Below are 14,945 nucleotides of genomic sequence, written 5' to 3' on the forward strand. Positions count from 1 at the left end.
AAGAACATCTTGACGCCGAGCCCCGCCGGGGCAAACATAACGCCCATGGCTGCTGATCATGACCGCCTGGTCGTCTCCGGCATCCGACGCTACGGCCGCCTGCCGGCCCGGCCCACCGTCGTCGACCCGCTGGCCGAGTACCAGGGCCTGGCGCGGGCCCGGCGCCGGCTGCGGCTGAAGGAATGGGTCGGTTTCACCCTGCTGCACCCCGAGGTCTATTCCTCGCTGATCCTGCAGGACGCGCACTACCTGGCCAGTTCCGAGATCTACGTCTTCGACCGGACGGCGACCGTCCTGCACCAGCACGCCGCGAACGCCCGCGGCGGCTCGCTGAACCTGCCGCACAACCTGATGGACAACAGCTGCGCGATCGACCGCCCCGGCTACCACGTCGCCTACGACTTCTCCGAGCACACCGGCCGGCACCACATCAAGATCGACGTGGCCGCGACCGGTGAGGCCCCGGCGATCACCGGCGACCTCACGCTGGACGCCACCGCGGCGAGCGCGCCGCTGTCGGTGAGCTCGCGGCTGCCCGGCGGCCAGATGTACACGCACAAGGCCCTGTATCCGGTCTCCGGGACGCTCCGGTTCGGCGACACGTCGGTCGCCTTCTCCCCCGACCGGGATCTGGCCGTCCTCGACGAGCACCGCTCGCTGCTGCCCTACCGGACCCGCTGGGTCTGGGGGACCTTCGCCATGCCGACGGAGGAAGGGCCGGCCGGGGCGAACTTCGTCAACCGGCCGGAGGTACCCGGGCAGCCGGAGGAATCGTGCCTGTGGACGCCGGGAGCGTGCGAGGCGCTGGCGGATGTCCGCTTCCACAAGCAGGGCGGGGATCCGAACGCGCCGTGGCTCATCACTTCGGCCGACGGCCGGCTGGACGTCGTCTTCACCCCGGAGGGGCGCAAGACGGTCAAGCGGCACCTGGGAGTCGTGGCGATCGACTACTTCCAGATGTTCGGCCGCTACGCCGGAACCGTGCGCGCCGAGGACGGGACCGTCACCGTGGTGAAGGACGTGCACGGCGTCTGCGAAAGCATGGACGCGCGGATGTGAGCCGCTATCATCTGTGGTGCGTGGCCTACGCCGAACCTCCGACAGCCGTCCCCAGCACGGCCTGATCACCGGAGGCAAAGGGACCCACCGTCTCAGGTCGCTGTCGAGGGTGCCGCCGTTCCGGGCGGATCGCTGGGGGATCGCCGCTCGGGGCGTGGAAGGCCGAGGATGACAGCGAACAAGCGGTTCAAACGACGAGTGCGCTCCCGTGCTGCCAAGACCGGGGAGTCGTACACGGCTGCGCTTCGGCACTTCCGGACAGCTTCAGAAGGAGCTGAGGTGTCGGAACAGCGAACAAAGACGAAGCACATCCAGGTGGCGGTGGCGCAGACCACGCTCGTGGACGACCCGCGCGACGCCGCGGGACTGCGGGCCGCCGGGGCCGAGATCAGGGGACTGATGCGAGAGGCCGCCGGGTCCGGCGCGCGGCTCGTGCTCTTCCCCGAGGGCGCCGTCTGCGCGCCGAACAAGCGGGTGATGTCGTCCGTCCCGGACGAGGTGGGCCCTTCGGACTGGTCCCGGTTCGAGTGGGACGTGCTGCGCGAGGAGTTGGGCGAGATCGCGGCGCTGGCCGGGGAGCTGCGGCTGTGGACGGTGCTCGGCTCCGTGCATCGGCTGACCCCGCCGAACCGGCCGCATAACAGCCTGTACGTGATCTCCGATCGCGGCGAGGTGGCCGGCCGGTATGACGAGCGGCTGCTGTCCAAGACGAAGGTGACGTACATGTACGCGCCGGGGGCGACGACGGTGACGTTCGACGTGGACGGCGTGCGGTTCGGCTGCCTGCTCGGGATGGAGGTGCACTATCCCGAGCTGTTCGCGGCATACGAACAGCAGGGAGTGGATTGCGTCCTGTTCGCGACGACCGGCCCCGGCCCGTCGGAACAGTCGCAGTCCTTCGTGACCGAGGCACAGGGCCTCGCGGCGGTGAACAGCATGTGGGTGGCGTTCGCGGCGCCGGCGTCGCTGGGTGCCGTCACGCCCTCGGGCCTGCTCGGGCCGGACGGGACGTGGTCGGCGCGGTGCGAGCCGTCCACCGCGGCCGCCGTCGTGGTCGGGGAGATCGACGACGGCGCGGCAGAGGTCGAGATCGCCGTGCGCCACGCGCGGCCGTGGCGGCGGGAGGCGCGCGGCGGGTTGTACGAGCAGCATCGAGTGGTGGCGGATCCGCGCAGCGAAGCGCGGAGCGCTTTCTAGTGCGATGCCTGGATAGTCACTAGGGAACGTCCGGCCGAGCAGGCGTGCTCTCCTGCACCGGCATGCTGTTGGACGTCGGCAGCGGATAGGGGATGCCGACGTCCAACGTGCCGGCCAGCGCGTTGAGTACCGCCTGCTCGGCCACCGAGGTGTCGCCGATGGAGACCACCGGCAGCGTCGGGAACGCCGGGTCCGCCGGTGCGGTCAGGTTCAGGGCGCCGGTGAAGTCGCCGGTCACGCCGCGGCGCCAGGCCGACAGGTTCGGCACCTCGACGCCGAAGCGGGTCTCGATGAACCGCAGCACCGAGGTGTGGTCCAGGGTGCCCGAGTACTTGAAGCCGCCCGCGCTGAACGGCGAGATCACCAGCGCCGGGGTGCGGAATCCCAGCCCGATCGGGCCGTTGACGCCGCCGGCCGCCGAGGGCAGGGTCGCCAGCCACTCCCCGGCCGTGCCCTCGGGCGCGGTCGGCGGCGGGACGTGGTCGAAGAAGCCGCCGTTCTCGTCGTAGACCACGAACACGACGGTCCGGGCCCACACCTCCGGGTTGGACACCAGCGCGGCCAGGACCTCCTGGACGAAGTACTCGCCGTAGTAGGGCGGCGCGGCCGGGTGTTCGCACTGCGCGACCGGCGGGATGATCCACGACACCGCCGGCAGCTTGCCGGAGGCGATGTCGGCTTTGAAGTCGTTCGGGTAGTTCGGCGTCAGGCCGCGGCCTATCAGCTCCAGGCCGGTGATGGAGAACGGGTTGTCGTAGTTCTTGAAGTACGGCAGCGGGCTCAGCGCGAGCAGGCCGATCGGGTCGTTGTAGACCTTCCAGCCCACCCCGGCCGCCAGCAGCCGCTCCGGCATCGTCTCCCAGCTCAGCTTGCCGGTCTCGCCGATCCGGTTGCCGAAGGTCTCGACCACCGGGCCGCCGTGCGCGCCCTCGGGGTCGATCGAGGCCGACATCAGCATCAGCCGGTTGGGGTCGGTCGGGCCGAGCACCGAGCAGTGATAGCCGTCGCAGATCGTGAAGGCGTCGGCCAGGGCGTGGTAGAAAGCGAGATCTTGGCGCGTGAAATAGCCCATGGTCACCGGGCCGTTGGTGGCGCCGTCGGCGGCCAGGTGCGCGGTGACGAAGGAGTCCAGCGCGCCGTCGTTCCAGCTCTGGTGCTGCGTGGCCCAGCTGTGCGAGACGTCGTTGGTGGTCTGCCCGTTCTCCAGCGGCGGGTTGCTGACCAGCTGGAAGGGCTGTAGATACCCGGTCGCGGAGGCGCCGATGCCGGGCGCGAACCCGAACTGGTTGAAGACCGGGTACTGCGTCCCGCCGACGGTCTGCGTCGGCACCGCCGGGTCGGAGAACCCGCGCACGCCGGACAGCGTCCCGAAGTACTGGTCGAACGAGCGGTTCTCCTGCATCAGGACCACGACATGCTCGACGTCGCTCAGGCTCGCCGCACCGCTCGCCGACGCCGCCAGAGCGGTGTCCAGGATCTTCTTCTGCGCGTCGGTGGGCTGCCCGGGCCCGCTGTGCGCCCCGACACCGGCCAGCGCGGCCGCACCGAGCGCACCGGCGGATCCGGCGATCAGGTCCCGGCGGCTGAAGTCGGGCTTTTCCGGACGTGCGGATGGGTCGCTCATGGATTCCTCCGTTACAGACGGTTCCGATGGCTGCGCTACGCGTCAGTAACTTAACGATCCGGGGCGTATTGACAAGCTCTGCGACCGGTCGGGGCGGCGACGATCCGGTGAAAAGGGGCCGCCGTCCGCGTTCCAGCGGGCTGCTTCAGCGGCGGTTGCCCGGCGTGAGTTCGAGCACGAGGTTCTCCGACGGAGGTTCGGGATCCTCGACATCCTCGACCGGCGCCGCCCGCGCGGGTTCGGGGGCAGGCGGCCGCGTCCGGTTGGCGGTGTTCAAGCCGACCGCGCAGGCCACGATGAGCGTCCCGCCGACCAGCTCCCCGACCCCGGGCACCTGCCCGAAGAAGATGAGCCCGAAGGCCAGACCCCAGACGCATTCGAGGGTCAGCAGGTTGCCCGCCCGCACCGCGTCCACGCGCTCGAAGGCGTAGTTGATCAGGAAGACGTTCAGCACGTTGAGCACACCGGCCGCGGCCACCGCGAGCCACAGCCGCCAGGAGTCCGTCGCGTGCGGCAGGCCCTCCCGGTGGAGCAGGGACAGCGCGGCGACGCTGAGCGCGCCCACGCCGACCAGCAGCGCGGTGATCTCCTGGTTGTTCAGCGGTACGCGGGACGGCCCGACCGGCCGGTGCCAGGGGCGCGTGAAGTAGCTGACGGCGATGGCGAGCATCGCGACGAGCGCCATCAGGTCGCCGAGATTGGCCTCCGAGAGCCTGGTCAGATGCCAGGCCGGCGCGCCGCCTCCGGAGCTTCCGAACCCGGACAGGATCGCCGCGCCCACGGCCGACCCGAGGACCCACGAGGTCCGCGCGCCCGTCGCCCGCGTGCGGCGGGAGACCAGGCCCAGCGCCGACACCAGGGGCAGCGCGGCGATGAAGGACACGTCGCCGACCGAGGTCATCGTCGCGGCGCGGGAGTAGATCGTGGTGCCGATCGCGTACAGGAGGACGGCCCGCAAGACGATCACGCCCCATTCCCGCGGGCCCACCCGGCGCACCACGGCTCGCCACCGGATCTTGCGGCGGAAGGCGACGACCGCCACCAGGAACGCCATCAGGGAGCGCAGGTACACCTGCTGGGCGATCGTGAAGCCGGTGTTGAGATAGCGCGCGAGGACGGTCAGCAGGGCGAACGAGGCCGCCAGCACGATCAGCGCGAACACGCCTCGCAGGTCATCGCCACGAGAGCGCGCTGAAGCGGATTCGTTCTCTGAGATCTCGTCGATGGTGTCAGCGTAGCGCCAACGCCAAGCCGGAAACGGGCATCTCACAGGACTGCGGGACACGGTGTGGCTTGCGCGCCGGGGGCGGAGGCGGGCGGGACGGCGGCGGCCGTCACCGCTCGCCGTCTGCCACGTCCCGGCCCCGCTTGCGGAAGGCCCCGCGCCCGCGACAGCGACCGCGACCGCGCGTGCGGCTCTCGTGGCGGTGTCCGCCGCGACTGTGGGACAGGTGTCCGCCGCGGCCGTGGGACAGGTGTCCGCCGCGGCCGTGGGACAGCAGCGTGATGGCCACCCACCCGGCCGCCAGCGTCGCCGCGGTGGTCACCCGCAGCGCCCAGGCGCTGGACAGGAACACCCCGAACAGGCTCATCGCCATCGGCGCGACCTGCACCAGCTGCAGCAGGAATCCCATGTGGTCCAACCGGTTCGGCTGCCTGGACGTCCCGTCGTCGGCGACGACCGGCTCCGGCGGCGGGTCCTGGCCCGCGAGGAGGTTGCTCGGCTCCGTCATGGCTCGAGGATCGGCGCTGCTCAGGGCCGCGCACCACAAACCGGCGGCTCTGCTCGCGTCGCGCGAAACCCGGTCTGCACGCGGCGCGAGAAAAGCGCCGGCGGCCTCGACGTGCCCGGCGCCCCGCCGTACGTTCTCAGTGGCCGCACAGCGGCTGCACTCGGTCTTCAGTCGGGGCTGGAGGTGCTTCGTGGGGGACAGGCGTTCGATTCACCCGGTGTCGTGCGGGCGGAGGCTCGCGCGGGGTGTCGCCGAACAGGGCGGCACGACGTGGGACGCGGTACAGGCGGTCCATCTGCACTGCGGGGTCACACTGCTGCGGGCGCACCGCATCGCGCACAACATGACCCTCGCCGAGGTCGCGGAGCGGATATCGGACATCCTGCGGCGCGAGGGGATCGACTGCGGCGTGGTGCACCAGAGCGTGTCCCGCTGGGAGAAGCAGCTGGATCTGCCCTCGCACCACTTCCTCAATGCGCTGTGTCAGCTGTACGAGACGCGGACCGATCGTCTCGGCTTCGGTGCCGACTACACACGCGGCGGGGACAGCGCATCTGGCGGCGCGGAAGGAGCGGCGGGAGCGGACGGAGCGGCGGTCCCGCTGCCGCCGTTCCAGCCGTCGCCCCTCGCACCGCCCACGCAGCGGCAGAACCGGGCGGCGACGTCCGCGGTCCGGACCCTCGAGGAACGGACCGAGCGCAGCGGGTACTACATCAACGCGCTGCCGCCGTCAGAGTTCATCGAAGCCCGGATGCACGATCTGGCCCAGGTCTACGGCCTGCTCCGCACGGTCCGCTCCGAGGACAGCCGCAAGCGCCTGCACCGGGTGGAGGCCAAGAACGCCGGCTTCATCGCCGGCCGCCTGGGCGACGTCGCCGAACTGGAGGAAGCCCTCGGCTGGTTCCGCCTGGCCCAGCGCGCGGCCCGCCAGTCGGGGGACGTGAGCCTGGAGGCGTGGGTCTGCGCGTACCTGTCGTACGTCCACGTCTGCTTCCGCCGCTCCCTCGACGCCGGCCTCGGCGCGGCCCGGGCCGCCCAATCGATCGCCGGCCCCCGCCCCACCCCGGCCCGCGTCCTGGGCCTCCTGGTCGAAGCCGGCGTCCACGCCCGCCGAGGCCGCCGCCGCGAGACCCTGGACGCCATCCGCGAAGCCGAACAAGTCCGCGACCGCCTCCCCAGCTCCGCGACCGAGGCCGACGGAATCGGCGCATCGGAATACCGCCTCCGCTGGCACCAGGCCCACAACCTGGGCGCCCTCGGCGAACAACGCATAGCCGCCGAACTCCGCCACCGCGCCCTGGAACTCCCCCAGGCGGGCCCCGACCTCGTCGGCCGCGCCATGCTGGAACTCGACGAAGCGGTGATGCTCCTCCGCAAGGGCGAGGCCGAACACGGCTGCGAGCAGATCCGCCAGGTGTGGCAGTCCCTCCCGGCCGAATACCGGCACGGCCTCGTGGCGCGCCGGCTCACGCAGATCGCGAGCGAGGTGCCGGCGGCGCAGCGGGTGCTGTTGGGGGGTTGAGGGCGCGGAGGCCCGGACTCAGCTACGCGGCGGACGCCCTCATCGCCGCCGCGACAGCGTCGGTGTAGAGCTCAGTGGTCAGATCATGGTCGGCGATACCCAGCTCCACGAGCGTGGCCCGGGCCGCGTCCAGCGCCGCCGAGAGGTCCCCATCGGCCTCGGCGACGGTCTCCAACTCGACGAACGTCCCCTCGATCTCAGGCACGGTGACGACGGTCGCCAGCAAATCCCGCCCACCCTGCCGCCACCGGTAGTTCGAGCACTGCTTCCACAACGCGACCATCGGCCGGTACCCGAGGCCCAGCACGATCGACTCGGCGACGTCGGCATCACCGACGGTGGTCTCGTACTCCGGCCGGGAGCCGCTGGCCGCGTCGGCACCGGACTTCCGGAACGTCAGCAGATTCCGCACACCGGCATCGGTCTCGACGGTCCGGATCCGCAACTCGTGCCCGGCCGACGCGAAGGTTCCATCAGGACTGTCGAAGTAGCGGTCGTGGCAAACGACCATCTCCCGCTCAGCGCGCCTGTCCAGCGCAGCCAGCAGCGCGGGCACGTCACGGACGCGGGCCTTCAGCTCGGCTTCGATCGGCATGATCGCGGGTTCCCTCGTCCTCCCAGGCGAAGAGTACGGCCGTCTCGGTCATCTCCCGAGGGGGGCGGCGGAAACCTCCAGCGGATGTTCGAATGCGGGAACATTCGGTGACGACAGGAGTGGCGCAGGCAGCAAAAAAGGCCGGAAGATCATCTAGATCTCCCAGCCCTTACTGCGGAGGCGGAGGGATTTGAACCCTCGATGGGGTTTAAGCCCCAAACCGCATTAGCAGTGCGGCGCCATAGACCGGACTAGGCGACGCCTCCAAAACCCACCCCCGCCGGGTCACCGGCGGTTGTACGGTCGCCGATAGCGTACCCGGTCGTCTCACCGGAGACAAAAGCCTTTGCCGACGTGGTGCGAGAGCTGGTCGCAGACCTGCTGACCGACACGCCCGGCGACGCGCTCACCGACTCGCTCGCCAACCTGGCGGTGCGCCGGGATCTCGTAGGCGGGGGAGACGTGCTCGGGGTGCTTGTGGGATAGTCGCCTATCGGTGACCATCGCCACCTTTTCTTCCTCTGCCGCCATCCCTGGTGCCGGTGTGGGGCGGGATGGTGGGCCCGGCGACGAGTACCTGTCGCTCGCGGGGGTAGTGGCGCCTGACGCACGCCACGAGGAGGGCCACGGCTGGATGGACCGTTCACCGGTGCGGGGTGTCGCCCGGTTGGCGGCGATACTCGACTCGCTGCCCGAGGCGCTGCTGCTTGTCGACGGCGGCGGGCGTGTGGTCAACGCGAACGCCGTGGCTGTGGGGTGGTTCGAGGCGCCGGGTGCGCCGCTGGTCGGACGGCCCGTCACTGATCTTCTGTCCGGCTTCGGTACCGCCTTGGCGCGGGTCGCCTCGCCGGATCCGACTGCTGGGGTCTGGACCGATCCGGGGGAGTCCGGGGGCGGGTCCGTTTCCGGTTCCGATGCCGGGGTGCCCACGCGGATGGTCGCCAAGTTGGCCGACGGGTCGGGGTTCCCGGCCGAGGTCGTGCGGTCCTTCCTGCCGGCCGGCCATGGCGGGCTGGAGGTCGTGGTGGTGCGCGACGTCTCCGGGGTCGCCGATGCCGAGGCCGAGTTGCGGCGCCAGCAGCGGCAGACCGAGCTGATCCTGCGTGCCGCCAGTGAGGGCATCGTCGGGGTGGACACCGGTGGGCGCGTGGTGCTGGTCAACCCGGCCGCCGCTCGGGTGCTGAAGTACCGGGCCTCCGAGCTGGGCGGGTTGGAGTTCGACGCGCTGATCGGCGGGTCCGCGCCGGGCGAGCCGTCGCCGGTGGCCGACACGCTGCGCACCGGGCGCAAGCACCGTCTCGGCAGCGAGGCCGGGTTGCACCTGGTCGCCAAGGGCGGCGGGGCCGTGCCGGTCGAGCTCTCGACCGCGCCGGTGATGGAGGACGACGCCCTGGTCGGGGCGGTCGTCACCTTCGTCGACCTGTCCCGTTTCCGGCTGCCGGCGGTGCAGACCCCGCAGCAGTCCGGCGGCATGGGCGGCCACCCCGGCGTGGGTGCCTTCAGCGGGGTCAACGCCTTCGGCGGGGCCGGCGCGGCCAACGGCGCCGGCGCGGGCCCTGGCGCGGAGACACTCAACGCCCTGCAACGCCCCCTGGACGCCGCCCGCAACGGCCTGGCCCGGCTGGCCAACTCCGGCGACGCCCTGACCCCCTCGGCCCGGCACCAGCTGGCGCACGTCACCGCCGAACTCGCCGAGGCCTCGCGCCTGGTGGAGGAACTGCTCGACGCCGCCGCCGGCCCCACCGGCCTGCGCAAGCGCCCCGCCGAGCTCGGCCGGATAGTGCACGCGGCCACCGACGCCGCGACCGACCTGGCCGGCGCGGCGGGCATCGACCTGGCCGTGCACACCGGTCCGGCCGAGGTCGTGATCGACGCCGACCGCATGACGCAGGCGGTCCGCCACCTGCTCGTGGACACGGTCCAGGCCTCTCCCCCGGGCTCCACGGTCGTGGTCGCCGCGGCCCGCCGCGGGCCCATCGCCCGCATCGAGGTGCGCGGCGCGGAGGTCGCCGGCGTGCCCGAGCACCTGGGCTTCGCGCGCACCGTGGTGGAGCGGCACGGCGGCCAGCTGACCGTGCACCGGGTGGACGGCAAGGGCGTCACCTATGTGATCGAGCTGCCGGTCGGGCCCGAGGGCGAGAACGAGCTGGCCTCCGGGGCCTCCTCCGCCTCGCGCAACCTGGTCGAGGAGACGCGGATCATCCCGATCGTCCGGGAGATCGAACCCGCGGACTCCGCCGGCCTGCAGGGCGGACCGGGCAGCCACGGCAGTCGGCGGCGGATCGACTCCGCGGCGGCCACCACGACCACCATCCCCCGGCAGATCGCGCCGATGGAGGAGCTCGGCTTCGGCCAGGCGCTCGCCATCCCGAGCGCCGTCCCCAGCGCGGCCTCGGCCGCCGGGAACAGCGCGGCGGCGGCCAACGGCTCGGGAGGGCTGGCGCCACCGGGGCCGGGAGCGGCGTCGGGATCCGGGCCGACCGAGTCGGCTCCCCGAGGACGCCGGCGGGCCGCCCAGCAGCAGTCCTCCGACAACTACCTGATCCAGCACGTCGAGCCGGCGGCCGACGCGGCGCTGCGCACGTCCGGCTCGTACCAGGACGAAGCGGCGATGGCCACGTCGGGGAACTACACCCCGGAGGCCCAGCAGGCTGCTTCGCTCTACGGCGACTCGATGTTCCGCGAACTCGACGGCGGCGACTCGCGCTTCGGCGCACCGCGCGCCGTCGGATCGGGGAGCCTGTACGGTCCGGATCCGGCGCAGCCGCTGTTCCGCGACGAGGTGCCCGGGGGCGACACATCCGGTTCGGCCGCCGGTGCCGGTGCCGCTGCTGCTGCCGCCGCCGCCACAAGTGGACGGCACGGACATCACTCCGACGGGGGAAACCTCAACGCGCACGACGAGGGATTCCCGCCAGGTGCGTTCGGCGAGGCCGTCGCCTTCCCGCCGGCCGCGCCTGTCGCGCCTGTCGCGCCGGCCGCTCCGCAGCCTCCCGTCCCCTACTTGAGCGACGAGGCACCGCCCCCGTCGCCGTTCGGCGAGATCCAGGGTTCTGCGTTCGGGGCCCCCGCGCCCCAGCCGCAGGCCCAGCCGCCCGCGCCCTTCCTGGCCGACTCCGGCACCGCCTCGCCGTTCGGCGCGCTCGCGCCGTCGCCGTTCGCGGCCTCGAAGCCGGCGATGAACGAGCCGCAGGCGTGGCCGAACCCGGAGCAGCCGGATCCGGCCGGCGCGGACGCCTGGCCGGCGCCGGGCGCCGAACGCGAGTTCGCGCCGACGCTCCTGGTGTGGCCGACGCCGGAGGCCGGGGCCGAGCAGGTGCTGGCCTCGCAGGGGTTGGCGCCCACCGCGTTGAAGGCGCCCGCCCAGTTGAGCGAGACCGGCGCGGCGCGGCCGGTGGCCCTGCTGGCGGACCCGGTCGGGGTCCCGGTGACCCGGGCCGCGCTGCACACGCTGCGCGCGGCGGCGGCCGACTCGGGCATCCCGCTGTTCGTGACCGCCGGGCTCGGCGCGGTCCCGGCCGCCGCGATGTCCGCGACGGCGCGGCGCGGCGCGGATCCGTCCGCGCTGCTCAGGGCCCTGACACCGGAGCAGGTGCCGGCGCCGCGGGTGCTGCTGATCGAGGAGAACCCGGACCTGGCGGCCAGCTTCGCGATCTCGCTGGAGCGCGACGGGATGCGGGTGACCCAGGCGGCCGGCGAGAACGACGCGATGGCGGCCATGGTCGCCGAGCATCCGCAGCTGATCGTCATGGACATGTCGCTGATCCGGCGGCGGCGCTCCGGCGTCGTCGACTGGCTGCGGACCTACGAGCGGCTGCACCTCGCCCCGACGGTGCTCTACACGGTTCCGGCGGGCATAACGGATCCCAACACGCTGCGTGCGCTTCGCTCGGGCGAGGCCGTGGTGCATCTGGTCGACCGCGAGGTCGGGCCGGAGCCGGCGCAGCGGATCGGTGATCTGATGGGCAAGATCGTGGATTGAGACGGCGGTCGCCGCCGACGCGGGAAACCGGCGTCGGCGGCGGCCGTCGTGCTGCCAGTCATGGCGGCAGTAGCGGTGGCAGTCGTGGCGGCTAGCGCAGCTCCGCCATCGTGATCAGCCGGATCGCGGCGTCGGACCACGCGTCGAACGCCGCACGCCCCGGGGCCGGGCCGAGCGTGCGATTCAGGCCTCGAAGATCCGCGCCGCAGCGCCCGAGCCCGGCGGAGTCAAGGCGGTCGGCCGTCGTGTCCAGGCGCGTCCCGAACGACTGCGGCAGATGCCGCGCGCCACGGTGCACCATCTCGGCGAGGAGTTCGAAGGCGCTCTCGATGGCCGCGGTGAGCGGGTCGGGGACCAGGGCGGCGCCGTCGTCGAGGTCCTTGGACCCGTCGCCCGCCGCCAGATCGGGCACCACGACGCGCCCCTCGGCCACCACCGCGATCGGGGTCAGCACCAGACCGCCACGGCCGCGCCGCACGGTGGCCGACACGTAGCGCGGCTCGCGGTGCAGCGCGTCGGCGAGGGCGTCGAGCGCGCCGGGGGCGACGGAGCGGTGCTCGGAGACGATCCGCGCGGTACCACCGGCCGCGCCGTGCACCACCGCGGTCAGCCGCTGGCTGCCGGGCTCGTACCAGAGGTGTTCGACCTCTGCGACCTCCACCACCCGCACGTCCTCGGCGTCGACCCGCGGCCGCACCAGGCGCGGCGGCAGCCGGTCGAACTCGGCGGCCAGCGCGTCGAGGTCGCGGGCCAGCAGCGTGCCGGGCAGGTGGCTCCAGGCGCCGCCGGACTGGCTGACGGTGGTGCGTGCGACCCGGTTCACGGCCAGGCGCAGCCGGCGGTCGGCGCGCCGGTGCGCGGTCTCGGTCACGACGTTGCCGCCGGCCAGCACGCCCACTGTGCTCCCGGCCAGCCGCCGCCCGACCAGGTCGGCACCGGTCGCGGCGCCCTGGTACCGGCCGTCGAGGGTGAGCACGACGCCCGCGGCCGGATCGGCCAGGAACACCAGGGCCCTGCGATCCCCGCCGACCGCCTGCACCCGGCAGCCGAGCGCGGTCAGCCGGAGCCGTCGCAGCGCCACCTCGGCCGCCTCCTCGGTCCCGAGGACGCGGGAGCGGGGCTGGCCGACCGAAGAGCCGGCGACGCGGGCCCGGGCGACGAGTTCGGCCAGCAGGTCGGCGACGAGCACCTGCTGATGCCGCGCCGCGCGATCGGCGTGCGCGGCGAGCTGGTCGGACAAGTCCTCGGCGGCGAGCAGAGGCCAGCGCAGGTTCGCCGCCTCGAGATCGCGGCGGACGCGCGCCAGGCGCGGGGTGAAGCCAGCGGCCAGGTTGGAGACGCCGGTGAGGAAGACGTCGGCGGCGAGCTCGACGGCCGAGGCGAGTGCGTCGGGGCCGGCTTTCTGAACGTCATCGGTGCTCGCGGCGGGACCATCGGCCACGTCGGGCGATGCTGCTAGGTCGTCGACATCGGCACCGGTTTCGCCGGTGTCCGCACCCCCGACCGCGAAGTGCCGATCCCCCGGCTCCCCCGACTCCTTCGTCCAGGCGTGCCAAGCCCATACCGCGAGCGCCACCGCTTCCTTCGTGTCGCGTACGTCGCTGCGCGCGTAGGCCAGGTCGTGGGGCACCAGAAAGCGCACCGAGCAGTTCGGGAGCTCTACCCACGGAACCGGTTCGCGGGCCGTCGGCGGGTGGACGCGAGCCAGGTAGCCGGCGGCGAAGCGGCGGCGGGCTGTGGCATAGCTGCGTTTGCCGAGGAGGGCTTCCAGCTCGTCGTCGGTGAACTCGGCGGGCGACCATTCCTCGCCGTCGTCCGGGCCGTCCGCGGCCGTGGTCTGGTGAGCGGTCTGGTACGCCAGCACCACCGCGACCACGTGGCGGCAGGCGCCGACCGCGCCGCAGGTGCAGTCAGCCGCTTCCAAACCGCCGGGGTGCAGTGCGCAGACGACGCCGTCGGGGAACGTGCCGCGGACCGCTTCGGCGTCCTCGGCGACGGCCGGGCCGGTGCCGGCCGCGACCTCCTTCGCCGCGCGCTTGTACAGGCCGCGGTTGGTCAAGGAGACGAGGGCGTCCTCGGTGAGGGCGAGCAGGTCCGCGCGAGGGGTCACGAGTTCACCGCCTCGGCCACGAACGCCGCCAGCTCGCCCGGGGTCATGGCGCCGACGAAGGCGCCGAGGTCCGCGAGGCGTTCGCCCAGGTCGCGGTTGAATGCGGGGTTGGCGTCCTCGTCGAGGGCGCACAGGGCCAGGAAGCGGCCGCCCTGCTCGATCAGGGAGCGGGCGCCGCGCAGCAGGCCCGCCTCGCTGCCACCTTCGTAGAGGTCTGATATCAGGGCCACGATGGTGCGGCGCGGGTTGGCGACCAGTTCGCCGGCATAGGCCACCGCGCGGGAGATGTCGGTGCCGCCGCCGAGCTGGACCTTCATCAGGAGCTCCACCGGATCGGTGACGCCGCTGGTCAGGTCCACCACCGAGGTGTCGAACGCGACCAGGTGGGTGCGCACGCCCGGCAGGCCCCACAGACAGGCGGCCGTCACCGCCGAGTGGATCACCGAGGAGACCATCGATCCGGACTGGTCCACCAGCAGGATCACCTGCCAGTTGTCGACGTGGCGGCGCGAGCGGGTGAAAAAGTGCGCGTCCTCTATATAGAGCTTGCGTTCCTCCGGCTGGTAGTGGCCGAGGTTGCCGCGCAGCGTGCGCTTCACGTCGAAGTTCCGCGCCAGCCTGACCTGCGACGGCCGGCGCAGCCGGGTGCCGGAGAACGAGGCGCGCACCTCGGTGGCCAGTTTGCGCATCAGCTCCTCGACCACCGCCGCGACCAGCTTGCGGGCCAGTTCCAGCACCCTGGGGTCCATCAGGTGCTTGGTCCGCAGCACCGCCTTCAGCAGCGCCGGGCTCGGCTCGACCCGCTCCAGCACCTTCGGGTCGGTGACGATGTCATGGATCTGATACCGGTCCACGGCATCGCGGGTCAGCCGCTCGACCGTCTCCTTCGGGAACAGCTTCGTGATCCCGTCGAGCCAGTCGACGGTGGTGAGCACCGAGTCCCCGCTGCCGCCGGGGCCCTTCGGCCCGCCCTTGGATCCGGCGCCGCCCTTGCGGACACCTCGCGCCGCCAGCTCGTCGTCCCGGCCGTACAGCCAGTCCAGCGCCGCGTCCCGCGAGGCGTTGCCGCCGCTGAGCGGCATGCCCCCGGAAGCCGGGGCGCCGAGGATCATCCGCCAGCGCT

11 protein-coding genes and 1 tRNA gene are annotated in these 14,945 nt (G+C 72.4%); 5 read left to right on the top strand and 7 right to left on the bottom strand.

All coding sequences use genetic code 11. The features are described from left to right. The first annotated feature begins 45 nt into the window (after nucleotides 1-45). Entirely contained in the window at nucleotides 46-1,059 is a 1,014-nt protein-coding gene (locus tag ABH926_RS23810; RefSeq protein WP_370367934.1) for a DUF2804 domain-containing protein, read from the top strand. A gap of 168 nt (nucleotides 1,060-1,227) precedes the next feature. Then, on the top strand, nucleotides 1,228-2,256 hold the full coding sequence (locus tag ABH926_RS23815; protein ID WP_370367935.1) for a carbon-nitrogen hydrolase family protein: 1,029 nt from the start codon (nucleotides 1,228-1,230) through the stop codon (nucleotides 2,254-2,256). Between the two features lie 19 nt (nucleotides 2,257-2,275). On the opposite strand, the gene ABH926_RS23820 is transcribed toward ABH926_RS23815, so the two are convergent. The 3 genes from ABH926_RS23820 to ABH926_RS23830 form a co-directional block, all read right to left on the bottom strand. After that, nucleotides 2,276-3,880: an alkaline phosphatase family protein gene (locus tag ABH926_RS23820; protein ID WP_370367936.1), complete on the bottom strand. Its 1,605-nt coding sequence runs from the start codon at nucleotides 3,878-3,880 to the stop codon at nucleotides 2,276-2,278. Between the two features lie 145 nt (nucleotides 3,881-4,025). Continuing rightward, nucleotides 4,026-5,042: a DMT family transporter gene (locus tag ABH926_RS23825; protein ID WP_370367937.1), complete on the bottom strand. Its 1,017-nt coding sequence runs from the start codon at nucleotides 5,040-5,042 to the stop codon at nucleotides 4,026-4,028. Nucleotides 5,043-5,214: 172 nt separating this feature from the next. After that, a complete protein-coding gene (locus tag ABH926_RS23830; protein ID WP_370367938.1) occupies nucleotides 5,215-5,613 on the bottom strand; it encodes a hypothetical protein in 399 nt (132 codons plus the stop codon). Between the two features lie 217 nt (nucleotides 5,614-5,830). Here ABH926_RS23830 and ABH926_RS23835 point away from each other — a divergent pair, with 217 nt between their 5' ends. Continuing rightward, the gene (locus tag ABH926_RS23835) at nucleotides 5,831-7,135 is read left to right on the top strand and encodes a helix-turn-helix transcriptional regulator (RefSeq protein WP_370367939.1); all 1,305 of its coding nucleotides are present in this window, start codon (nucleotides 5,831-5,833) and stop codon (nucleotides 7,133-7,135) included. 22 nt (nucleotides 7,136-7,157) lie between these two features. Here the strand turns inward: ABH926_RS23835 and ABH926_RS23840 are convergent, their stop codons facing one another. Next, nucleotides 7,158-7,730 (bottom strand): class IV adenylate cyclase, encoded by a 573-nt coding sequence (locus ABH926_RS23840; RefSeq protein ID WP_370367940.1) that lies wholly within the window; start codon nucleotides 7,728-7,730, stop codon nucleotides 7,158-7,160. 175 nt (nucleotides 7,731-7,905) lie between these two features. Beyond that, nucleotides 7,906-7,996 (bottom strand) — tRNA-Ser (locus ABH926_RS23845). A gap of 88 nt (nucleotides 7,997-8,084) precedes the next feature. On the opposite strand from ABH926_RS23845, the gene ABH926_RS23850 reads away from it, so the two are divergent. Further along, nucleotides 8,085-8,216: a hypothetical protein gene (locus ABH926_RS23850; protein ID WP_370367941.1), complete on the top strand. Its 132-nt coding sequence runs from the start codon at nucleotides 8,085-8,087 to the stop codon at nucleotides 8,214-8,216. A 148-nt stretch (nucleotides 8,217-8,364) separates the two neighbouring features. Then, nucleotides 8,365-11,712 carry a PAS domain-containing protein gene (locus tag ABH926_RS23855; RefSeq protein ID WP_370367942.1) on the top strand — a complete coding sequence of 1,116 codons (3,348 nt, stop codon included), beginning with the start codon at nucleotides 8,365-8,367 and terminating at the stop codon, nucleotides 11,710-11,712. A gap of 91 nt (nucleotides 11,713-11,803) precedes the next feature. Here the strand turns inward: ABH926_RS23855 and ABH926_RS23860 are convergent, their stop codons facing one another. Beyond that, nucleotides 11,804-13,822, bottom strand: coding sequence for a hypothetical protein (locus ABH926_RS23860; RefSeq protein WP_370367943.1), 2,019 nt, complete (start codon nucleotides 13,820-13,822; stop codon nucleotides 11,804-11,806). After that, nucleotides 13,819-14,934 carry a VWA domain-containing protein gene (locus tag ABH926_RS23865; RefSeq protein WP_370368019.1) on the bottom strand — a complete coding sequence of 372 codons (1,116 nt, stop codon included), beginning with the start codon at nucleotides 14,932-14,934 and terminating at the stop codon, nucleotides 13,819-13,821. Before ABH926_RS23865 ends, ABH926_RS23860 begins: the two co-directional genes overlap by 4 nt. Between the last annotated feature and the right edge of the window lie 11 nt (nucleotides 14,935-14,945).

Source organism: Catenulispora sp. GP43, from assembly GCF_041260665.1.
Taxonomy (GTDB): Bacteria; Actinomycetota; Actinomycetes; order Streptomycetales; family Catenulisporaceae; genus Catenulispora.